We start from the raw sequence: 21,769 nt of genomic DNA, 5'->3' as shown, positions 1-21,769 counted from the left end.
CTTGAGTGACGTCGGCGCGGTACGGGATGGTTCGCCGGAACTGTGTCCGGCAGGGCGGGTACGGTGTCCGCAGCCGTTCGGCGTCCCGTCCGGGCGTCGGCGTCCTTCGGAGTCCTTGTGACGGGAGTGCACACCGCGATGACTGATACGCAGACGACCCCGGTGCAGCGGGCCGACCGCCCGGGCCGCGCCCAGGCGCTGATCGGCGTCCTGGCGGGCCTGCTCGTGGTGGCGGTCGTCGTCGGCGTGTTCGTCGCCATCCGGGCCGGCGGCGGCTCGGGCGACCCGCAGCCCCCGGCGGCCGCCCCGGCGACCAGCGCCCCGGCCGCCGAGCCGCCGGCCGGCCAGTCCGCCGCGCCGTCCGCGCCGGCCGGCGCCGAGGAGCCGCCGCAGCAGGGCGGCCCCGCCGGCCTCGACCCGGCGCTGCAGACCAAGCCCGAGGTGAAGGCCGGCACGGGCGCGGTGCCCGCGCTGAAGGTCACCACGCTGGTGCGGGGCAAGGGCCCGGCGGTGGAGCCCGGCCAGACCATCGCGGTCAACTACGTGGGCGTGCTGTACAAGACCGGTGAGCAGTTCGACTCGTCGTGGGACCGCGGCCAGCCGGCGCAGTTCCCGATCGGCACGGGCAACGTCATCGAGGGCTGGGACCGCGGCCTGGTCGGCGTGCCGGTGGGCTCGCGGGTGCAGCTCGACATCCCGGCCGCGCAGGCCTACGGCGACGACGCCCCGCAGGGCGCGCCGGCCGGCGACCTGCGCTTCGTCGTCGACATCCTCGCCGCTCAGTAGCGGGCGGGCGGCCGCTCAGAGCTCGGCGACCACCACGTCGAGGTGCCGCGGACGCGGCTCCTCGACGGTGTACTTGAGGTCCCGCAGCGCGGCGACCAGGTCGGCGGGGCGGCGCGGCGCGAGGGCGCCCGCCGCCGCCAGCTCCCGCACGATGCGGCCCTTGGTGGCCTTGTTGAAGTGGCTGACGACGGTGCGCTCGACGGCCCCGCCGACGGTGCGCTCGTGCAGCACCCGCACGGTGAGGGTGCGCGCCGTGCCAGGCCACGCCGCCGCGTACGCGCCGGAGCGCAGGTCGAGCACGACGGCGCCGCCGGCCGCCTCGTCGAGCGGCCCGGCCAGCTCGCGCCGCCAGTAGGCGCCGAGCCCGCCGACGCCGGGCAGCCGGGCGCCGATGGCGCAGCGGTAGGCGGGGATCCGGTCGCCGAGCCGCACGACGCCCCACAGCCCGGAGAACACGACGGCCGAGCGGGTCACCGCGGCCCGCGCCGCGCCGGGCAGGGTGGGCAGGTCGAGCGCCTCGTACAGCACGCCGGTGTAGACGGTGTCGGCGCGCCGGGCCGGCGCGGTGGGCAGTCCCGCGTTGGCGGCGACGTCGGCCGCGGGCGGGGCGCCCAGCGCGGCGGCGGCGACGGCCGGGTCGCCGGCGCAGAGGGCGGCGAGCGCGTCGAGCACCCGGCGGCGGGCGGGCGCGAGGACGGGCAGCCACAGCTCGGCCGGGTCGGCGGGCCGGCCGCGGGCGGGGCGCGCCTTGCCCTCGGAGGGCGGCAGCAGGATCAGCACCCGGCAACTCTAGGCAGCGGCCTCCGTCAGGGCGCTCGCGACATCCGGGTAGACGGCGATCCGGCGGGTCAGGCCGAGGGTGTCGAACAGCCCGCGCACCCAGTCGCTGGGCGCGGCGAGCCGCACCCAGCCGCCCTGCGCAGCGGCGTGCCGGGCGCCGACCACGAACGCGCTGAGCCCGGTGGAGTCGCAGAACTGCAGGCCGGACAGGTCGACCACCACCCGGGGCCGGGGCCGGCGCAGGGCGCCGTCGAACGCCTCGCGCAGCGCGGGGGCGGTGTCCAGGTCGAGGTCGCCGCGGACCGTCACGACGACGGTGTCGTCGGGCTGGTCGATGACGGAGACGTGCATGGGGGCCTCCGGGGAATGGGTGGCCCCCCTACTGCCCCGCCGGGCTGCCGCCGACACCTACCGGACGGTCACCCGCGTCGCCACGGTGGCCTGGTCCACCGGCGAGGTGCGCACCGTGAAGCGCACCTCCCACTCCCCCGCCACCGGGAACGTCACCGCGCCCATGGCGTGGTGGGGCCGCACGCCGAGCATGGGCGTCTTCACCGGCTCGACGCCGAGGGCGGGCAGGGCGGTGGTGATCTGCCACTCCTCGGCGGGCAGCGGCGTGCCGTCGGCGGTGTACACGAACGCGTGCACCGTGTTGTTCTCCCCCAGCTGCACCGGGTAGATGTCGAACTGCAGCGTGTACAGCGCGGAGGTGAGGGTGCCGGAGGTGCCGGCGCCGGCCGCCGCGGCGGCCTCGGCGGCGTCGACCCGGCCGGGGGTGGCCTGCACCAGCACGGAGCTCAGCGCCAGCACGACCGTGGTGGCGGCCACCTCGGCGCCGACCGCGCGCCGGATGCGGCGCGGCCCGGTCGTCACGACGGCGCGGCGGGCCACCAGCCGGCGGGCGTACGCGGCGGCGGCCAGCACCCCCACCAGCAGCGCCGTCTTGGCCAGCAGCAGCCGCCCGTAGCCGGTGCCGACGAGGTTGCCGGGCGCGCCGACCTCGATGACGGCCTGCACGAGGCCGCCGCCGACCAGCCACACCACCGCCAGCTGCGCCCACCGCGACCAGGCGGGCAGGATCACGCCGAGGGCTCGCGGGTCGGCCCGGCGCAGCAGCACCCCGACCAGCACGACGAGCCCGCCCAGCCAGACCGCCATGGCGGCGATGTGCACCACGTCGGCGGCGATGCTCACCGGCGGCAGCGGCGACGCCGCGGCGTGCCCGGACAGCGGCCAGCTCACCAGCCCGGCCACCGCGACCGCCGTCACGGCCAGTCCGCGGGCCCGCCCGGCCGTGCCGCGCAGCACCGGGCCGAGCAGCGCGGCGACGGCGCCCACGGCGGCCAGCCGCAGCGCCATGGCCAGCCCGAACGGCGAGTTCAGGGCCGCGGCCAGCGCGCCGGGCGAGGCCCGCCAGGCCGGCAGGCCCGAGGTGTACGGGGCCTGCAGCCACGCCCCCGCCACCGCGCTGAACGCCACCAGCGCCAGCCCGGCGCGCACCAGCCGCACCCCGCCGGCGCGGGACAGCCGCCGCGGCCACAGCAGCGCCAGGAACAGCGCCGGGCCGGCGGCGAGCGTCAGCCCCGCGTACCCCAGGTAGCGCACGGCGGGCAGCGCCACCGCGACCGACGGGTGGACCCGGTCGGCCTCGGCGGCCTCCGGCGGCGCCGACGGCGCCCCGACGGAGAACGTGAAGCCGCCGCCGACCGGGTGGCTGTCCGCGGAGATGATCCGGTAGCTGACCAGGTACGTGCCGAGCGGCCGCTGCGCCCGGCGCACCGGGATGGTGAGCACCGCCCCGGCCACCGTGGCCTCGCCGCTGATCCGCTCGCCGTCCGGGGCGAGCACCTGCGCCCGGCCGGGCACCACCGCCACGGGTTCGCTGAACGTCACGGTCACCGTCGCGGGCGACGCCCCGATCACCGTGCCGGTCGCCGGCGTCGTCGCCAGCGGCGCCGCGTGCGCGCGGGCGGGCGCGGGCACGAGCAGGGCGACCACGAGCCCGGCGAGCGCGGCGAACAGCACCCGCCGGCGGGCCGGGGCGGGGTGAGCGGCGGCAGTGTCCCCATCCACGACAGGTAGTTCGGACGCGGGGCCGGAATGGTTCATCGCCGTGTGCGGGCCTCCGGCGACACCGGTACGATCCGGACAGGCAGAGCCTCGCCGACGGGCCATCGCCGCCGGTGCGGAGCGGCCCGCGATCCCCAGGAGGCTCCCATGTCCACGCACCCGCGCGCCGGCACGCCGGCCACCGCCGCCGACCGCATCGACGTGCCCCGGGTGGTGTCGGCGTACTACACCGGCCACCCCGACCCGTCCGTCCCCGCCGAGCAGGTCGCGTTCGGCACGTCGGGGCACCGCGGCAGCAGCCTCCGCACCGCCTTCAACGAGGACCACATCGTCGCCACCAGCCAGGCGATCGTGGAGTACCGGGCCGCCCAGGGCACCGACGGGCCGCTGTTCATCGGCCGCGACACCCACGCCCTCAGCGAGCCCGCCATGATCAGCGCGCTGGAGGTGTTCGCCGCGAACGGCGTGCACGTGTTCGTCGACAGCCGCGACGGCTACACCCCCACGCCGGCGCTGTCGCACGCCATCCTGACCCACAACCGGGGCCGGTCGTCCGGGCTCGCGGACGGCGTCGTGGTCACCCCGTCGCACAACCCGCCGGACGACGGCGGCTTCAAGTACAACCCGCCGCACGGCGGCCCGGCCGACACCGACGCCACGAAGTGGATCCAGGACCGCGCCAACGCCCTGATCAGCGCCGGGCTGAAGGAGGTGCGCCGGATCCCGTGGTCGCGGGCGCGCACCGCCGACACCGTGCGCCCGTACGACTACCTCGCCACGTACGTCGACGACCTGCCGTCGGTGCTCGACCTGGACGCGGTCCGCGAGGCCGGGGTGCGCATCGGCGCCGACCCGCTCGGCGGCGCCAGCGTCGCCTACTGGGGCGAGATCGCCGACCGGCACTCCCTCGACCTGACCGTCGTCAACCCGGACGTCGACCCGACCTTCGGGTTCATGACGCTCGACTGGGACGGCAAGATCCGGATGGACTGCTCGTCGCCGTACGCGATGGCGTCGCTGATCGAGCAGAAGTCGGCGTACCAGGTGGCCACCGGCAACGACGCGGACGCCGACCGGCACGGCATCGTCACCCCCGACGCCGGCCTGATGAACCCGAACCACTACCTCGCGGTGGCGATCGGCTACCTGTTCGGCAGCCGCGACGGCTGGCCCGCCTCGGCCGCGATCGGCAAGACGCTGGTGTCGTCGTCGATGATCGACCGGGTGGCCGCCGACCTGGGCCGCACCCTGGTCGAGGTGCCGGTGGGCTTCAAGTGGTTCGTGCCCGGCCTGCTCGACGGCTCGGTGGGCTTCGGCGGCGAGGAGAGCGCCGGGGCGTCGTTCCTGCGCCGCGACGGCAGCCCGTGGAGCACCGACAAGGACGGCCTGCTGCTCTGCCTGCTGGCCAGCGAGATCATCGCGAGGACCGGGCGCACCCCGAGCGAGCACTACGCCGACCTGACGGCCCGCTTCGGCGCCCCGTCGTACGCCCGCATCGACGCCCCCGCCACCCGCGAGGAGAAGGCGGTGCTGGCGAAGCTGTCGCCGTCGCAGGTCACCGCGACCGAGCTGGCCGGCGAGCCGATCACGGCCACGCTGACCAGCGCGCCGGGCAACGGCGCCGCCATCGGCGGGCTCAAGGTGACGACCGAGTCGGGCTGGTTCGCGGCCCGGCCGTCCGGCACCGAGGACGTCTACAAGATCTACGCCGAGTCGTTCCAGGGCCCGGAGCACCTGGCCCGCATCCAGGAGGAGGCGCGCGGGGTGGTCTCGGCGGCCCTCAAGGGCTGACCGGCCGGCCCGCGCCCGTCAGGGCGTCACGGCCAGGAACAGGAACGCCAGGAACGTGACCAGGTGGACCACGCCCTGCAGGAGCGTGGCCCGCCCGGGCGCGACGGTCAGGGTGGTGATCACCACGGTGATCGCCATCAGGACCATCTCCTTCGGACCCAGGCCGAGCGCCAGCGGGCCCGGCAGCCACACCGACGCCACCGCGATCGTCGGGATGGTCAGGCCGATGCTGGCCAGGGCGGAGCCGAGCGCCAGGTTGAAGCTGGTCTGGATGCGGTTGCGGGCGGCGGCGCGCACGGCCGCCGCCGTCTCGGGCAGCAGCACGAGCAGGGCGATGGCGACGCCGACGACCGCGCGCGGGGCGCCGATGGCGGCCACCCCGGACTCGATGGCCGGCGAGGCGGTCTTGGCGAGCCCGACGACGGCGACCAGGCAGACCAGCAGCAGGCCGAGGCTGCCGGCGGCGGCCCGGGCGGTGGGCGGCGCGGCGTGATCGTCGGCGCGGCCGTCGGCGGGGTCGTCGGCGGGGTCGCCGGCGCGGTCGGCCGCAGCGCCGGTGGGCCGGGCGGCGGCGCGGGGGCCGGCGGCGGGCGCCGGTTCGACGGGCAGGAAGTAGTCGCGGTGGCGCACCGTCTGGACGAACACGAACGTGCCGTACAGCACCAGCGACGCCACGCCCGCGAACGCCAGCTGCGGCGCCGAGAACGTGGGGCCGGCGGAGCTGGTGGTGAACGCGGGCAGGATCAGCGCGAGCGTGGCCAGGGCGCTCAGCGTCGCCAGGGCGCCCGTCACCCCCTCGACCCGGAACGACACGACGCGGTGCCGCAGCGCGCCGACGAGCAGGCAGAGGCCCATCACGCCGTTGCAGACGATCATGAATGCGGCGAAGACGGTGTCGCGGGCCAGGGTGGCCGCCCCGTCGCCGCCGGCGGACATCAGCATGACGATGAGGCCGACCTCGATCACCGTGACGGCGATGGCGAGGATCAGCGTGCCGAACGGCTCGCCCACGCGGTGCGCCACCACCTCGGCGTGGTGGACGGCGGCGACGACGGCGGCGACGAGGGCGACGGCGACGAGGGCGAGGACGACGCCGGCCCCGAGTTTCCGGCCCCAGGTGGCCGCGAGCACGACGAGGGCGACCGGCGGGACGGCGACCTCCCAGCGGCGCAGGGTGCTCAGCATGCCCCGAGGCTATCGGCTGATCACGGTCCGAGCCTGCGGTACAGCGGGCGCAGCAGCCCGGTGATGTCGGCGCCGTCGACGACCAGCGGCCCGAGCTCGTCGAGCAGCGCGTCGGGGCGGCGCACCACGCCGGGCAGGCCGACGATCGCCACCTGCACGCCGAGGGCGCCGGCGTCCGCGCCCGGGGCGGCCGGCGGCGGGGCGTCCCAGAAGGACGCGAGGTCCACCGCGGCGGGCGACGGAGTGGAGGACGGCGCGGCGGGCGCGGCCGGGCGCAGCCGGGCCAGCAGCTCCTCGCGGGAGCGGCCGCGCCAGGCGACCATGCCGAACGGGTCGGTGTCGAGCGAGGCGGCCAGCGCGTAGCAGGTGGCGGCGAGGTGCGGGCAGGGCCGGACCGGGTCGTCGCAGGTGCAGTCCATCGCGATGTCGCCGATGGACTCCGGCAGCAGCGGCAGGCCGAGCGCCGCGCACACCCGGGCGATGTCGGCGGGCATGCGGCCGACGAGCAGGTCGGCCGCGTACCGGGCCTCGGCGGCCAGGTGGTCCTCGATGCGGGCCCACTCGGCGGCGCCGTACGCGCGCACGGCGATGCGGGCCCGGTGGGCGACGGTCTCCTCGGGGCCGCGGACCTGCGCCACGACGAGGCTGGAGTTGATGGTCAGGCTGCGCACGTGCCCGGCGCGGGCGTCGCGGCGGCCGCGGGCCAGCCGGGGGCCCATGCCGAGCGACTCGATCATCGCCACGAACGGCTCGGACCAGCGGGGTTCGTCAGTCACCGACGGCCTCCGGCGACAGCCGCACCAGGTCGCGCAGGGCGGCGGTGGTGAGCGTGGTGAGCCAGCCCTCGCCGTTGCCGACGACGCGTTCGGCGAGGTGCTCCTTGTCGCGCACCAGCCGGTCGATGCGCTCCTCGACGGTGCCGAGGCACATCAGCGTGTGCACCTGCACGTCGCGGGTCTGGCCGATTCGGTAGGCGCGGTCGGCGGCCTGCGCCTCGGTGGCCGGGTTCCACCACCGGTCGATGTGGACGACGTGCCGGGCGGCGGTGAGGTCGATGCCGGTGCCGCCCGCCTTGAGCGAGAGCAGGAAGACGCCGGGGCGCTCGTCGGCCTGGAACCCGGCGACCAGCGCGTCGCGGGCGCCGCGCGGCACGCCGCCGTGCAGGTAGCGCACGGGCGCGCCGAACCTGGCCGCCAGGTGGGGCTGGAGCAGCGCGCCGAACGCCGCGTACTGGGTGAAGCACAGGGCCGGCTCGCCCGCGGCGAGGGCGGCGTCGAGGATCTCCTCCAGCCGGTCGAGCTTGCCGGAGCGCCCGGCCAGCGGCGAGCCGTCGCCGAGCAGGTGGGCGGGGTGGTTGCAGACCTGCTTGAGCTTGGTGATGGCGGACAGCACCAGGCCGCGCCGGGCGATGGAGGAGGTCTCCTTGAGCCGCTGGAGCATGTCGTTGACGACGGCCTGGTAGAGCGTGGCCTGCTCGGCGGTGAGCGTGCAGAACTGGGTGCGGGTGCGCTTGGCGGGCAGGTCGGCGGCGATGCCCGGGTCGTTCTTGGTGCGGCGCAGCAGGAACGGCCGGGTGAGGGTGCGCAGCCGGGCGGCGGCGGCCTCGTCGGCGTGCCGCTCGATCGGCACCGCGTACCGGGCGCGGAACACGGACAGCGGGCCGAGCAGGCCGGGGTTGACGAAGTCCAGGATGGACCACAGCTCGGCGAGGCGGTTCTCCACGGGGGTGCCGGTGAGGGCGACGCGGTGCCGGGCGGGCACGGTGCGCAGGGCGCGGGCGACGCCGGCGGCGCTGTTCTTGATGTGCTGCGCCTCGTCGAGCACGATGCGGTCCCACGTCGTGGCGGCCAGCAGGGTCGCGTCGAGGGCGGCGGTGGCGTAGGTGGTGACCACCAGGTCGGCGGCGGGGTCGAGGGCGCGGTCGGCGCCGTGCAGGACCTGCACGCGCAGGCCGGGGGTGAACCGGGCGGCCTCGCGCTGCCACGTGCCGAGCACCGACAGCGGGCAGACGACGAGGGTGGGCGGGCGCGGCCCGGCGGCCCGGCAGTGCGCCTCCAGCGCCAGCACCTGCGCGGTCTTGCCGAGGCCCATGTCGTCGGCGAGGCAGGCGCCGACGCCGAGGGAGTCGAGGAACGCCAGCCAGGACAGCCCGCGCCGCTGGTACGGCCGCAGCGTGCCGGCGAACGACGGCGGCGGGCCGACCAGGGACAGCGTGTCGGCGAGCCGCCCGTTGAGCAGGTCGGCGACCCAGCCGGTGCCGGTGGCGGCGGTGACGGGCAGCGGCACGCCGGGCTCGTCGGGGCGCAGCACCCGCAGCGCGTCGGCGGCGGTCATCCGGCCGCCGGCGCCGGTGGCGAGGAAGCGCAGCCCGGCGGCGAGCCGGTCGGGGTCGAGCAGCACCCAGCGGCCGCGGAAGCGCACCAGCGGGGTCTTGGCGCGGGCGAGGGTGACCAGCTCGTCCTCGGTGAGCGGGTCGCCGCCCAGCGCCAGCCGCCAGCGGAAGTCGACGGCGGCCTTGCGCCCGACGTACTCGTCGCGCAGCACCGCGCCCGGCGCGCCGGACCGGGTCTCCAGGGCCAGGCCGAGCTCCAGCGGCCGCCGCCACCAGGCGGGCAGGAAGACGCCGTGGCCGGCCTGGGCCAGCTCGGGGGCGTGGGTGAGGAAGCGGTACGCCCCCTCGGTGTCGAGCAGCAGCTCCGACGGCCGCCGGACGGTGAGCGCGTCGGCGAGGTCGGGGTAGAGCCGGGCGGCGCGGGCGAGCCCGCCGAGCAGGTCGTCGGACGGCCGGTGGGTCCAGTGCCGCAGGGTCGCCTCGGTGTCGCGCCACACGGCCCAGGCGGGCACGACGACGCTGGGGTCGGCCAGCGGCTGGAGGTGGAAGTCGAGCACCCACCCGGCGCCGTCGGTGTCCTCCTCGTCCTCGATGCGCGACAGCCGCAGGCACAGCCGGACCCGGGCCGGTTCGAGGGCGTCGCCCTGCCAGCGGTCGAGGGCGTCGGCGAGCCGGGGCGCGGCGGAGGCCGCCGGGCCGCCGGCGAGGGCGGCGACCCACGGGTGGCCGGCGGCGAGAACGTCGCCGCCGGCGGCGAGCCGGGCGCGCACGGCGGCGTCGGCGAGGTGGTCGAGGGCGGCGCGCTGCGCGTCGGCGGCGGTGTAGGCGCCGCGGGCGGCGGCGGGCTGGGCGCGCAGCAGCTCGGCGTGCCGGGTGGCGTCGGCGCCGGTGAGCACGGCCCGCCAGCGCGCCGCCGCGGTGGGCAGCACGCGCCCGCGGGCGACCAGGTCGGCGGCGAACGCGGCCAGCGCCGCCAGCCACGCCGCGGAGACGCCGAGGCGGGCCTCGGGCCAGGCGACGGCGAGGTCGTCGGCCAGGTCGGCGAGGCCGGGACCGGGGGCGACGGCCGGGACGGTCCAGGCGGCGGCGCGCAAGGTGCCGCGGCGCGGGGCGGCGCGGCCGAGCTGCGGCGACGGCAGGGGCGCGGCGCCGACGGTGGGCAGGTCGAGCGCGACCGGCCCGGCGGGCGCGGCGCCGGGCAGGGCGGCGGCCAGCTCGGCGGCGGGCGCGGCGAACGGGTGCGGCACGGCGGCGCGGCCGCGCCGGCCGCCGGGCGGCGGCACGACGCCGGTCTCGGCCCACAGCAGGGGCGCGCCGGACGCCGCGACGAAGCCGTGTACCACCCGCAAGCCCGGCCACCTCCCCCGTGTCGTCGACAGACGCTACCCGGGGGCACCGACAGCCACGTCAGCCCTGGTCGCGCACCCAGGCGTCGACGAGCCCGCCGAAGTGGCCGAGGAAGCGGTCGTGCTCGTGCGGCGGGTACGTCGCCCGCACCGTCTCCTTCAGCAACGAGTCGAACTCGGTGCTCGTCACCCACTCCAGGACCAGCTCGTCGACGTGGGCCAGCGCGGTGGCGCAGAACTCCTGGTACCTGTCCACCTCGAAGTACTCGTCGGCGAGGCGCCGGTAGCCGGCCAGCTTCTCGGCGTACGACAGCTGCGGGTCGTCGGCGATGGCGAAGTAGCGGGCGGTGTCCATGTCCAGCCGCGGCCGGCGCCCGGTGACCACGCAGAAGACGGTCCAGCGCAGCAGCGCCGCCATCGCCCACGGGAAGTAGTAGTGCAGCGAGGTGACGGCGACGTCGGGGCAGGCGTTGGCGTAGTCGATGGGGTGCACCTCGGTGCCGCGCACCAGCGACTCGCAGGAGTTGAACTCCCACCGGAAGAACGCGTTGACCAGCCGGGAGATGGTGACGACCTCGTCGCCGGTCTCGGGCGTCAGGAACGAGTGGTCGACGGCGTACCGGTCGTGCATGGGCAGCTCGGGCCGGAACTTCATCACCATCGTCTCGGGCCCGATGCTCAGCGAGCGGGCGAACACGTCGAAGCCCTCGACGGACTGCTGCAGGTGCATCAGCCGCTCGCCCGAGGCGTCGTACGCGGCGTGCAGCTCCTCGCGGTTGCGGATCTTCGACACGCCCACCCAGGCGCCGCCGTCGTACGGCTTCATGTAGAGCGGGTAGCCGATGGTCTCGGCGACCGCGTCCAGGTCGAACGGCTGGTTGTAGCGGGCCGCCGTGTACGCCCACCGGGAGTTCTCGACCGGGTTCTTGTACGGCACCAGCACGGTCGGCGGCACCTTGAGCCCGAGGCGCATCATCGCGCAGTAGGCGGCGTGCTTCTCCATCGACTGGAACGTGAACGGGCTGTTCAGCAGGTACACGTCGTCCATCAGCGCGATCTTCTTGAGCCACTCGCGCGGGTGGTAGTACCAGTGCGCGAGCCGGTCGATGACCAGCTCGTGCTGCGGCTTGGCGCGCAGGTCGAACGGCTCGATGCTGACCCGGACGCTGCGCACCCGGTGCTTGCCGCCGTCCGGGGCGGTGACCGCGCCGAGGCGGCGCAGCAGGGCCTCGTAGGCGCGCGGCCAGTCGTCCTCGGCGCCGAGCAAGAGGCCGATGAGGTGGTCGGTCACGGGGGTGCCTCCTTCAGTGCCGTTCGGGCGGCCAGACGCGGCGGAGCAGGTCGGTGAGGTACGGGTCGAGGGCGTCGCGCCAGGCCGTCCAGGTGTGCGCGTCGGGCACCTCGTACAGCGCGGCGGGGTAGCCCTGGCGGAACAGCCAGCGCGCCATGTCGCGGTTGTTGGCGAGGTTCTCCTCCACGGTGCCGCAGGTGAGCACGGTCGGCACGGCGGGCGCGGCGGTGGTGCGCCGGACCCGGCCGGTGAACCGCACGATGCGCAGCCAGCGCCGGAAGCCGGACTCCTGGCGGTCGTGCCGGGGCTGGAAGAAGCTGCCGGACTGCAGGAACAGCCCGCCGAAGCAGCCCGGGTAGCGGCGCTGGGCGTGCAGCATCCCGAGCGCGCCGAGGCTGGCGCCGGCGCCCACGACCGGCCGGGTCCCGCCGAGGGCGGTCCACAGCCGGGGCAGCACGTCGGCGGCGAGCGCCCACGCGTACGCCGGGCTGGCCGAGTACCACTCCAGCCGGTCCGGGGCGTCGAGCAGCACGACGTGGTGCGGGGGCAGCACGCCGTCGGCGATCATCGTGGCGCTGTAGCGGGTGAGGCCGGCCCACCGGTCGTAGCCGGTGCCGTCGTGGGCCAGCAGGATGCGGTCGGTGGCCTCGTGCGGCGACCACACCTGGGCGGTCAGGGTGGTGTGCAGGGCGGGGACGGGCAGGGTGAGCTCGTGCCGGTCGCCGGGCGCGCCGGGCCGGTGCAGCCAGGCGGGCGGCGTGTACTCCGGGCAGAGCAGCACCGAGGAGTCGCCGAAGTCGCCGCCGACGCGGCGCGGGTTGTGCGGGTCGCAGACCTGCTCGACGCCGCCGTCGGGGTGGCGCAGCTCGAGCTTGTACTCCAGCCGCCAGGCGGCCGGGCGCGGCAGGCTGAGCCGCCAGACGCCGTCGTCGTCCCGGGCGAAGTCGACGCGCGGCAGGCCGGCCTGCTGCAGCAGGCGCACGCCGGTGTACCGGTGGCCGGGGTCGGGCAGCGCGAAGCGGATCTCCTCGGCGGTGCACCTGGATCCGGCCGGCTGCCCCATGCCGAGACACTAACCGCGCGGCGGGCGCCGCGCGCGCGGATCGATCAGCGGTGCCGGGTGCTCGGCTCGGCGTCGCCGGCGGTGTCCGGCAGGCCGAACATCTGGGCCAGTCCGGTGACGCGCAGCTGGCGGTGGACGAACTCGCTGGGGTTGCGCAGCACGAACTGCGAGCCCATCTCGCGGGCGGCGTTGTGGCCGGCGACGAGCGCGCCGATGCCCATGGAGTCCATGAAGGTCACGTACGTCAGGTCGACGATCATGGTGCCGGGCCGGTCGCTGGCGAGGGTGCCGAGCAGGGCCGCCCGCAGCGCGTCGACTGTGGCCGCGTCGAGGACGCCGCGGACGTCGACGACGATCGCGCCGTCGGCCTGCCGTCGCGTCGTCATGACCGCTTCGCCCATGTGCCGCTCCCTCCGAGTCCGGCGGGTCGTCCGTGGCCCACGCTACAACGCCGCTCCCCCGCCTCGCAGCGTGCCCCGGTTTTCCCGGCACGGGCGGACACGGGGTGCGGGGCCGCGGTCGCGCCGGATCCCGGCCCAAGGGTTGCGCACAGTAGCCGCACAGTCGCATGGTGGCATCGGCGGCCGACGATCTCGGCCGCTCCGGGCGCGGTCGGGTGCCCGGGTGCCGCGGCGGGAATCTCTGCGCGGATCCGCCGCCGGAGCAGTGGAGGACGCCAGGATGGCCACGACCTCACCCCCACGGAGAACCGGAATCTTCGCGGTCCGCGACGTCGGCTCGCTCGCCGCCGAGGCCCACGTCGAGGGCCAGCAGCTCAAACGCGCCGTCGGGACCTGGCAGCTGACCGCCATGGGCGTCGGCGCCATCATCGGCACCGGCATCTTCGTCGTCATCGGCGAGGGCGCGGCGATCGCCGGGCCCGCCGTGATCCTGTCCTTCGTGCTGGCGGCGGTGGCCTGCGTGTTCTCCGCCCTGTCGTACGCGGAGCTGGCCAGCTCCATCCCGATCTCGGGCAGCGCCTACACCTACACCTACGCGACGATGGGCGAACTGGTCGCCTGGATCATCGGCTGGGACCTGATCCTGGAGTACGGCGTCTCGGTGGCCGCGATCGCGGTCGGCTGGGGCGGCAACTTCAACGCGTTCCTCGACACGACGTTCGGGGTGGCCATCCCGGAGGCGCTGGCCACCTCGCCGGAGGACGGCGGCGTGTTCAACCTGCCCGCCGTCATCATCGTCCTGGCCATCACGCTGCTGCTGGTGCGCGGCGTGACGGAGAGCGCCCGGGTCAACATGGTGATGGTCGTCGTGAAGCTGGCCGTGCTGCTGTTCTTCATCGCCATCGCGTTCGCCAACTTCGGCACCCAGAACTTCACCGACTTCGCGCCGTCGGGCGCCGACGGGGTGACGGCCGCCGCGGCGATCATCTTCTTCGCGTACATCGGGTTCGACGCGGTGTCCTGCGGGTCGGAGGAGGCCCGCAACCCCAAGAAGGACCTGCCGTACGCGATCGTCGGCTCGCTGGTGATCTGCACGATCTTCTACGTGCTGACAGCGATCGGCGCGATCGGCATCGCCCGGCCGGACCAGCTGGCCGCCAGCGACGCGCCGCTGGCCGCCGCGCTCGACGAGGGCGCGGGCATCGGCTGGGCGGCGTCGATCCTGTCGCTGGGCGCCGTCGTCGCCATCACCAGCGTCGTGCTGGTGATCCTGTACGGCCAGACCCGCATCTTCTTCGCGATGTGCCGCGACGGCCTGCTGCCGCAGGGGCTGGCGCGGGTCAGCCCCCGCTACGGCACGCCGGCCCGGCTCACCATCGGCCTGGGCCTGCTGATCTCGGTGCTGGCGGCGCTGGTGCCGCTCAGCGAGATCGTGAAGCTGGTGAACATCGGCACGCTGTTCGCATTCGTGCTGGTCAACATCGGCGTGATCGTGCTGCGCCGGACCAAGCCGGACATGCCGCGGCCGTACCGGGTGCCGTGGTCGCCGGTGCTGCCGATCCTGGGCATCCTGTTCGCCGTCTACCTGATGACCGACCTGCCGCTGAGCACGTGGATCCGGTTCGTCGTCTGGCTCGGCGCCGGCGTGGTCATCTACTTCGCGTACGGCTACCGGCACAGCAAACTCCGGGCGGGGGAATCGGAAACCGTGGGCGGAACGCCCAGTTCGTGACGATATAGTCGCAGGGAGTGACCGGTCGGCCGCTACGGCCGGTCACGACCCTCGGCCGGGCACGGAGGCCCCGCCGCCGCCGACAAGTGCGCACGGATCGCCAGGAAGTGCCCGGCATGCACAGCACCGAGGACCTGCACTCCCCCTGGGAGGGCCTGCCCGCGGACGTCATCCCGATCCAGTACCACGTGCCGATGCTGCTCGACGAGCACCGCATGACCGGCTTCGAGCAGGCCATCGCCGAGGTCGTCACCCCCGGCATGCACGTGCTCGACCTGGGCGCCGGCACCGGCGTGCTGTCCTTCTTCGCCGCCCAGCGCGGCGCCCGCGTGACCGCCGTCGAGCGCGAGCCGGTCGTGCTCGCCACCGCCCGCGCCGCCCTCGCCCACGCCGGCGAGGACCAGATCACCCTCGTGCACGCCGACGCCCGCACGTACGTGCCCGACGAGCCCGTCGACGTGGTGCTGTGCGAGATGCTCCACGTCGGCCTGCTGCGCGAGCGCCAGATCGAGGTCATCGGCGGGTTCAAGCGCCGCTACGCGGCCAACTTCGACGGCCCGCTGCCCCGCTTCGTGCCCGAGGCCTGCCTGCAGGCGGTCCAGCCGGTCCAGCAGGACTTCACCTTCCACGGGTACGCCGTCGCGGCGCCGCAGTTCCAGGACCCGTACAGCCTGCAGCCGCGCACCGTCGAGCTGGCCGACCCGGAAGTGTTCCAGCAGTTCTACTACGACGAGGACCTGCCGCAGACCTGCACGGCGGAGACGGAGTTCACCGTCGAGCGGCCGGGCTGGCTCAACGCGGTGCGGATCATCACGAAGAACGTGCTGGCCGCCTTCCTCGAACCGCCCCGCACCGTCGACTGGCTGATGAACTACCTGGTCGTGCCGCTGAGCCGCCCGGTGTTCACCGAGGAGGGCACCCGGGTGCGGGTGCGCTTCGCGTACCGCCCGGGCGACCAGATCCACGTCCTGCAGGAGAGCGCCGAGGTCGAGGTCGTCGTCTAGGCGCGGTGCCGGCCGACCCGCCGGCGGGCCTCGCGCTGCGCCGGCGGCCGGTCGGCGGCCACGTGGTCGGTGACGGCGTGGTCGGTCAGCGGCGGGGCGGCGGGGTCCGCCTCGGGACGGTCGGCCGCGACCGCGCCGGTCGGCGCGGAGGCGGCCTGCTCGTCCCACGGCTGGATCGCGGGCGGGTGCGGGCGTTCGGCGGCCAGGTCGGCGATGGGGACGTAGACGCGCGCGTCGACGGCCTCGGCCAGCAGCAGGGCGGCGACCAGGCTGGTCGGGCGTTCGGCGGGGTCCTTGGCGAGGCAGCGGGAGATCAGGTCGACCACCTCGGGCGCCAGCCCGGCCACCGCCGGCAGCGGGTCGGGGTCGAGGTAGCGGTGCGAGTGGACCAGGCCGGTCTCGGTGTCGGCCGGCCACGGCAGGCGCCCGGCCAGGCAGTGGTAGAGCAGCACGCCGAGGGCGTACACGTCGGTGGCGGGGGTGGCCGGGACCCCGGCGAAGCGTTCCGGGGCGACGTAGGCGGGCGTGCCCATGACCGGGCCGTCGAGGTCGAGTTCGTGCTGGCCGGCGGCGGCGGCGATGCCGAAGTCGAGCACCTTCGCGCCGGCCGGGGTGAGCATGATGTTGCCCGGCTTCACGTCGCGGTGCACGACGTGCTGGGCGTGGGCGGCGGCCAGGGCGGCGGCGACCTCGGCGCAGACGCGCACGGCGATCCGCCAGTCGAGGGGGCCGGCGGCCAGGTGCCGGGCGAGGGTCTGGCCCTCGACGAGCTCCATGACGATGTACGGCAGGTCACCGGCGGGGCCGCCGGGTGACAGTCCGAAGTCGTGCACGCCGGCGACGTTGGGGTGCGCCAGGCGGGCGGCGAGCTGGGCCTCGGCGCGGACGAGGTCGACGGCGACCTGGTCGCGCAGCGCGGGGGCGATGAGCTTCACGGCGACGGGCCGGTCCAGCACGGCGTCGTGGCCGCGCCACACCTCGGCCATGCCGCCGACGCCGATGCGCTGGACGAGCTGGTACCGCCCGCCCACTGTCCGCATGGAATGCTCCGTCCCCGACCCTGCCCGTCCCTGGTGAGGCCTACCCGCCGGCGGGGGCCGACAAACCGGCGTCACCCCCGGCCGGGGGCCCCGGCGGCGGGGCCCCCGGCACGGTTCAGGCGGCGGAGCGGACCGTCCATTCGTCCAGGTCGAAGTCCTTGCGGACGAACTTCTGCTCGACGAGGAACTGCTTGGTGCCCGCGAGCAGGGTCAGGCCCCGCTCGGTGAACGGCTCCTCGGGCCACTGCTCCGCGACCGTGGTCGCCTCGACGATCGCGGGCGGGAACCCGTTGATGCTCACCGAGTAGGCGAGGAACCCCGGCCAGTCGGCCTTGGCGGCCCGGACGGCCGCCCGCTGCGCGTCCTGCCACGCCGCGACGATGCCGGGCTGCTTCTCCAGGTACTTCTCGGTGACCACGGTCGCGCTGGTGCCCAGGTACTGCGGGTGTTCCTTCGAGGCGAGCGCGATGAGCGGGTACCCCTTGGCCTTGAGCGCCTCCACGTTGGCGATCGGCACGGCGGCCGCGTCGACGTCGCCGCGTTCCAGGGCCGCCTCCACGTCGGAGCTGTAGATGTGGATCACCTCGGCGGGCTCGACCCGGGCGTCGGCGAGCGCGCCCAGCAGATACCGGTGGATGTACGAGCCGGTCTGCACGGCGACCTTGCGGCCGGCCAGCCCGGCGATCGAGGTGGGCCCGCCCGCCTTCTTCGCCAGGATGCCGGCGTCCAGGCCGACCTGGGCCTGCGCGATGAGCCGGGTGGGCTGGCCGGCGCCCTTGGCGACGAGCGCGGGGGTGTCGCCGTAGACGGCGAGGTCCAGCTCGCCCGCGGCGAGCGCCTGGTTGAGGTCCGGGCCGTTCGGGAACGTGACGACCTTGACGTCGGTGACGCCGAGCGCGGCCAGGGCCGGCACGAGCCGGCCCTGGCGCAGGTGGTGTCCGACCGGGCCGGACAGGGCGTTGGCGTTGCCGATGGCGCCGACCCGCAGCACGGAGCCGCCGCCGGAGCCGGCCGCCGCCTCGGACTCCGCGCTGCAGCCGGCGGCCGTCGTCAGCAGGGCGGCGACGACCACGGCGGTGGCGCCACGAAACAGGTTGATGGAACGCATGAGCTGGTCTCCTCAGGAAGCGGGGGTGATGCGGGCGCGGCCGAGTTCGGGGCCGACGGCCTGCCGGGCGCCGGGCTTGCGCCCGCGGCCCCAGCCGATCTCGCGGCGGTAGCTGCCCAGCAGCCCCGACTCGGTGACGTGCCGCTCGTCGCGCAGCGGCGAGCCCTCGGGCGCGGGGTGAGTCAGCGGGGCGACGAACAGCGCGTCCGCCGGGCAGTGCGCCTCGCACATGAAGCACGTCTGGCAGTCGCCCTGCCGGGCGATCACGGGCAGGCCGCCCGGCCCGCGGTCGAAGACGTCGGTCGGGCAGACGGCGATGCAGACGTCGCAGGTGACGCAGCGGCTCGACGACACGATCTCGATCACGACGCCACCGCCAGTTCCCGCACCTCGCGGCCGGTGACCGGCTCGGGGCGCACCCACAGCCGGTCGAGGCCGCCGACGGCGAGCCGGTGGAACTGGGCCGGGTCGAGGCCGGGGAACTCCTGGCGGCGGGCCATCCCGCGGCTCTCGGTGCGGGCCAGCGCGCTGGTGTACATCCACCGGGCGTGGGCCACCATCGCGGCCGCCTGGCGCAGCCGCGGCAGGTCGCCGCCGGCGGGCGCCGCGCCGGCGCGCAGCCCGGCCCAGACGGCGTCGAGGTCGGCCAGCGCGGGCCGCAGCCGGTCGCCGTGGCGCAGGTAGTTCTTGTCGTACGGGTGCACCTGCCGGCGCAGCACGTCCAGCGCCTCCGCGCGGCCCGCGCCGCCGGCGCCCGAACCGGCCGGCCGGATGCCCGCGCCGCCGGTGCCGGACAGCCGGCGGCGGTGCGCGCCCGCGCCGAGCGCGGCGGCGAACGCGGCGGCGCCGCCCCCGGCGAACGTGCCGGACGACATCGCCCACGCCGAGTTGTGGCTGCCGCCGCCGGTGAACCCGCCGCAGACCAGCTCGCGGGTGGCGGCGTCGCCGGCCGCGTACAGGCCGGGGACGGTGGTCGCGCAGTCGTCGCCGGTGATCCGGATGCCGCCGGTGCCGCGCACCGTGCCCTCCAGCAGCAGGGTGACCGGGAACTTCTCGGTGAACGGGTCGATGCCGAGCCGGTCGAAGGTGAGGAAGAAGTTCGGCTGGCCGGTGCGCATGAGCCGCTGGGTCTCCGCGTCGGCCTGGTCGATCTGGCAGAGCACGACGCCGCTGTCCAGCAGCTCCCGGGCGATGACCGAGCGCCCGCCCTGGCTGCCCGCGCCCGCGAGCGGGGTGCCGTCGCCGTGGAAGAACGTGGCGAAGCCGTAGTAGGCGGTCTTGGTGACCGACGTGAACGCGGGCGCGATGGCGTAGGAGTTGGAGAACTCCATGCCGGACAGCTCCGCCCCGGCCTCGGCCGCGTACAGGGCGCCGTCGCCGGTGTCGACGTCGCAGCCGAGCGCCTTGCTGAGGAAGGCGCAGCCGCCGGTGGCCAGCACGACCGCGCCGGCCCGGACCCGGTAGTCCATGTCGTGCTGGCGGCGGTGGCCGCGCACGCCGGCCACGGTCCCGGCGCCGTCGACGAGCAGCTCGGTGACCGGGCTGTGGTCGAGGATCCGCACGCCGGCCCGCTTGATCCAGGACCGCATCCGGCGCATGTACTCCGGGCCCTGCAGGCCCCGCTTGTGCGGCCGGCCGTCCACGACCGGGAACGGGTAGCGCGCCTCGGCCTCCAGCCGGTTCATGTTCTCGTACGTCTGGTCGAGCACCCGGGCCATCCAGCGCCGGTCCTGCAGGTGGCCGCCGAGCGCCTCCCGGCTCGCCATCGCCTTGTCCCGGGCGGCGGGGTCGGGCTGCACGTACCAGACGCCGGTGCCGCCGGAGGCCGTCGGGCCGCTGGTGCCGCAGTAGCCCTTGTCGAGCAGCAGCACGTCGGCGCCCGCGCGGGCCGCGGTGAGCGCCGCCCAGGTGCCGGCGGGGCCGCCGCCGACGACGACCACGTCGGCGACCAGGTCGAGGGTGGAGGGTTGCGGGGTGGCGGTCATCGGGTCTCCTCCGGTTCGGGGGCCAGGTCGGCGTCGGGCCGGTCGGCGTCGACGCCGAGGCCGGCGAGCAGGTGCCGGCGCAGGGTGAGCAGCCGGGGGTGGTCGAGGGCGCGGGGCCGGGGCACGTCGACGACGAACTCCTCGGCGATCCGGCCGTCGCGCAGCAGCAGGGCCCGGTCGGCGAGCAGCAGCGCCTCCTCCACGTCGTGGGTGACGAGCAGGACGGCGGGCCGGTGCTCGGTCCACAGCCGCGCGACGAGCGCCTGCGCCTTGAGCCGGGTCAGGGCGTCGAGGGCCCCGAACGGCTCGTCGAGCAGCAGCAGGTCCGGCGTGCGGACCAGGGCGCGGGCCAGCGCGACCCGCTGCGACTCGCCGCCGGACAGGGTGCGCGGCCAGGCGTCGGCGCGGGCGGCGAGCCCGACCTCGGTGAGCGCCCGCAGCGCCCGGTCGCGCAGGCGCGGGGCGTCGAGGCCGAGCGTGACGTTGCGCCACACCCGGCTCCACGGCATGAGCCGGTGTTCCTGGAAGACGATGGCGCGCCGGTCCGGGACGTCGAAACTGCCGGTGGCGCCGCGGTCGAGCCCGGCGACGGCGCGCAGCAGCGTGCTCTTGCCGGAGCCGCTGGCGCCGAGCAGCGCGACGAACTCGCCGGGCGCGATGGTCAGGTCGGCGCCGTCGAGCACGACGCGGCGGTCGAAGACGCGGCGGACGTCGCGGACCCGCACGCCGGTGGTCAGTGTCGTCGTGGTCATGGTCACTCCCCCGCGAACCCGCGGCGCCAGGCCAGGGCCCGCCGCTCGACGAGCCGGACGGTCAGGTCGGTGGCGAGGCCGAGCAGGGCGTACAGCACGAGGACGACGAAGATGACGTCGGTGCGCAGGAACTCGCGGGCGTCGTTCATGAGGAACCCGATGCCGCTGGTGGTGGCGGTCTGCTCGGCGACGACCAGGGTGAGCCAGCCGATGCCGAGCGCCTGGCGCAGGCCCACGAGGATCTGGGGCAGCGCGCCGGGCAGGATCACCCGGCGGATGAGGCCGAGCCGGCCGACGCCGCAGGAGCGGGCGGACTCGACGATGCGCTCGTCCACGCCGCGGATGCCGTGCAGCACGTTGAGGTAGAGCGGGAAGATCGGGCCGATCGCGATGAGCGCGATCTTCGAGGTCTCGCCGATGCCGAACCAGATGATGAAGATCGGCACGAGGGCGAGGTGCGGCAGCATCCGCAGGGCCTGGATGGGCGCGTCGACGACGTCCTCGGCGAGCCGGAGCAGGCCGGCGGCGAGGCCGAGGACCAGCCCGACGGTCAGGCCGATGGCCAGGCCCTTGGCGACGCGGGTGAGCGAGACGCCGAGGTGGTGCGCGAGCTCGCCGGTGGCGACCAGCTCGCCGCCGGCGCGGACGACGTCGAGCGGCGCGGGCGTGGTGCTGCCGAGCCAGCCGGCGGTCGCGCCGACCTGCCACAGCACGACGACGGCGGCCAGGCCGACGAGCCGCCGGGCGGGCGTGAGGGCCGCCAGCAGGCGGCGCAGGCCGGCGGCGGGCCGCGGCTCGTCGCCCCGGGCTCCGGCGGGGCGCGGGGCCGGCGCGAGGCGGACGCCGGGTGGGTCGAGCACGGACGAGGACATGGCGGCTCCTTCGCGTCCGGGCAGGGGGTACCTGCCGGCGGACTCGTCGGCGACAACGGGGGTGGGTGGCTCGGCACGTCGGACCGGGCGGGTGCGACGGGGGCGCCGGCGCGGCGGCCGGATGCAAGCAGCATTAACCCGCAAATCCTATGTGTCAAGTATGGATACGCGGGCTGGGACGCGGCGGGTGCCCGGACCGGGCCCGGACAGCAGAACGGCGGGGTCCGTCCT

19 protein-coding genes are annotated in these 21,769 nt (G+C 75.7%); 4 read left to right on the top strand and 15 right to left on the bottom strand.

The window, feature by feature from the left end:
- Positions 1-138 precede the first annotated feature (138 nt).
- Positions 139-786: an FKBP-type peptidyl-prolyl cis-trans isomerase gene (locus tag Sya03_RS19235; protein WP_203939725.1), complete on the top strand. Its 648-nt coding sequence runs from the start codon at positions 139-141 to the stop codon at positions 784-786.
- Between the two features lie 15 nt (positions 787-801).
- On the opposite strand, the gene yaaA is transcribed toward Sya03_RS19235, so the two are convergent.
- From yaaA to Sya03_RS19220, 3 genes are read right to left on the bottom strand one after another with little or no spacing between them, the layout of a single operon-like run.
- Positions 802-1,566: a peroxide stress protein YaaA gene (gene yaaA / locus Sya03_RS19230; RefSeq protein ID WP_203939724.1), complete on the bottom strand. Its 765-nt coding sequence runs from the start codon at positions 1,564-1,566 to the stop codon at positions 802-804.
- 9 nt (positions 1,567-1,575) lie between these two features.
- A complete protein-coding gene (locus Sya03_RS19225; RefSeq protein ID WP_203939723.1) occupies positions 1,576-1,917 on the bottom strand; it encodes an STAS domain-containing protein in 342 nt (113 codons plus the stop codon).
- Between the two features lie 57 nt (positions 1,918-1,974).
- Positions 1,975-3,639, bottom strand: coding sequence for a copper resistance CopC/CopD family protein (locus Sya03_RS19220; RefSeq protein WP_239107681.1), 1,665 nt, complete (start codon positions 3,637-3,639; stop codon positions 1,975-1,977).
- 144 nt (positions 3,640-3,783) lie between these two features.
- On the opposite strand from Sya03_RS19220, the gene pgm reads away from it, so the two are divergent.
- Complete coding sequence (gene pgm / locus Sya03_RS19215; protein ID WP_203939721.1) at positions 3,784-5,427, top strand: phosphoglucomutase (alpha-D-glucose-1,6-bisphosphate-dependent); 1,644 nt, start codon at positions 3,784-3,786, stop codon at positions 5,425-5,427.
- 18 nt (positions 5,428-5,445) lie between these two features.
- Here the strand turns inward: pgm and Sya03_RS19210 are convergent, their stop codons facing one another.
- The 6 genes from Sya03_RS19210 to Sya03_RS19185 form a co-directional block, all read right to left on the bottom strand.
- On the bottom strand, positions 5,446-6,612 hold the full coding sequence (locus Sya03_RS19210) for a calcium:cation antiporter (RefSeq protein WP_203939720.1): 1,167 nt from the start codon (positions 6,610-6,612) through the stop codon (positions 5,446-5,448).
- Positions 6,613-6,632: 20 nt separating this feature from the next.
- Positions 6,633-7,388 carry an SWIM zinc finger family protein gene (locus Sya03_RS19205; protein WP_239107680.1) on the bottom strand — a complete coding sequence of 252 codons (756 nt, stop codon included), beginning with the start codon at positions 7,386-7,388 and terminating at the stop codon, positions 6,633-6,635.
- The gene (locus Sya03_RS19200; RefSeq protein WP_239107696.1) at positions 7,381-10,287 is read right to left on the bottom strand and encodes a DEAD/DEAH box helicase; all 2,907 of its coding nucleotides are present in this window, start codon (positions 10,285-10,287) and stop codon (positions 7,381-7,383) included. Before Sya03_RS19200 ends, Sya03_RS19205 begins: the two co-directional genes overlap by 8 nt.
- Before the next feature lie 64 nt (positions 10,288-10,351).
- Positions 10,352-11,581 carry an ATP-grasp domain-containing protein gene (locus Sya03_RS19195; protein WP_203939719.1) on the bottom strand — a complete coding sequence of 410 codons (1,230 nt, stop codon included), beginning with the start codon at positions 11,579-11,581 and terminating at the stop codon, positions 10,352-10,354.
- Between the two features lie 13 nt (positions 11,582-11,594).
- On the bottom strand, positions 11,595-12,644 hold the full coding sequence (locus tag Sya03_RS19190) for an alpha/beta hydrolase (protein WP_203939718.1): 1,050 nt from the start codon (positions 12,642-12,644) through the stop codon (positions 11,595-11,597).
- 44 nt (positions 12,645-12,688) lie between these two features.
- Complete coding sequence (locus Sya03_RS19185) at positions 12,689-13,045, bottom strand: STAS domain-containing protein (RefSeq protein WP_203939717.1); 357 nt, start codon at positions 13,043-13,045, stop codon at positions 12,689-12,691.
- Positions 13,046-13,325: 280 nt separating this feature from the next.
- Here Sya03_RS19185 and Sya03_RS19180 point away from each other — a divergent pair, with 280 nt between their 5' ends.
- Both Sya03_RS19180 and Sya03_RS19175 read left to right on the top strand, forming a co-directional pair.
- A complete protein-coding gene (locus Sya03_RS19180; protein WP_203939716.1) occupies positions 13,326-14,777 on the top strand; it encodes an amino acid permease in 1,452 nt (483 codons plus the stop codon).
- A 116-nt stretch (positions 14,778-14,893) separates the two neighbouring features.
- Positions 14,894-15,781 (top strand): methyltransferase domain-containing protein, encoded by an 888-nt coding sequence (locus tag Sya03_RS19175; protein ID WP_203939715.1) that lies wholly within the window; start codon positions 14,894-14,896, stop codon positions 15,779-15,781.
- Here the strand turns inward: Sya03_RS19175 and Sya03_RS19170 are convergent.
- The 6 genes from Sya03_RS19170 to Sya03_RS19145 all read right to left on the bottom strand — a co-directional run bounded on the left by Sya03_RS19170 (position 15,778) and on the right by Sya03_RS19145 (position 21,538).
- The gene (locus tag Sya03_RS19170; RefSeq protein WP_203939714.1) at positions 15,778-16,821 is read right to left on the bottom strand and encodes a serine/threonine-protein kinase; all 1,044 of its coding nucleotides are present in this window, start codon (positions 16,819-16,821) and stop codon (positions 15,778-15,780) included. The two genes, Sya03_RS19175 and Sya03_RS19170, sit on opposite strands and share 4 nt — an antisense overlap.
- Before the next feature lie 115 nt (positions 16,822-16,936).
- Positions 16,937-17,929 (bottom strand): ABC transporter substrate-binding protein, encoded by a 993-nt coding sequence (locus Sya03_RS19165; RefSeq protein WP_203939713.1) that lies wholly within the window; start codon positions 17,927-17,929, stop codon positions 16,937-16,939.
- A 12-nt stretch (positions 17,930-17,941) separates the two neighbouring features.
- Positions 17,942-18,295, bottom strand: a complete 354-nt coding sequence (locus Sya03_RS19160; protein ID WP_203939712.1) for a 4Fe-4S dicluster domain-containing protein — start codon at positions 18,293-18,295, stop codon at positions 17,942-17,944.
- Positions 18,292-19,914 (bottom strand): FAD-dependent oxidoreductase, encoded by a 1,623-nt coding sequence (locus Sya03_RS19155; RefSeq protein ID WP_203939711.1) that lies wholly within the window; start codon positions 19,912-19,914, stop codon positions 18,292-18,294. The genes Sya03_RS19160 and Sya03_RS19155 overlap by 4 nt, the downstream gene beginning before the upstream one ends.
- Positions 19,911-20,666, bottom strand: coding sequence for an ABC transporter ATP-binding protein (locus tag Sya03_RS19150; protein ID WP_203939710.1), 756 nt, complete (start codon positions 20,664-20,666; stop codon positions 19,911-19,913). Before Sya03_RS19150 ends, Sya03_RS19155 begins: the two co-directional genes overlap by 4 nt.
- Before the next feature lie 2 nt (positions 20,667-20,668).
- Complete coding sequence (locus Sya03_RS19145) at positions 20,669-21,538, bottom strand: ABC transporter permease (protein ID WP_203939709.1); 870 nt, start codon at positions 21,536-21,538, stop codon at positions 20,669-20,671.
- Positions 21,539-21,769 lie beyond the last annotated feature (231 nt).

The organism is Spirilliplanes yamanashiensis, from assembly GCF_016863475.1.
Classification (GTDB): Bacteria; Actinomycetota; Actinomycetes; order Mycobacteriales; family Micromonosporaceae; genus Spirilliplanes; species Spirilliplanes yamanashiensis.
Note: the sequence above shows the minus strand (reverse complement) of the source record. Positions and strands in the feature narration are given on the sequence as shown.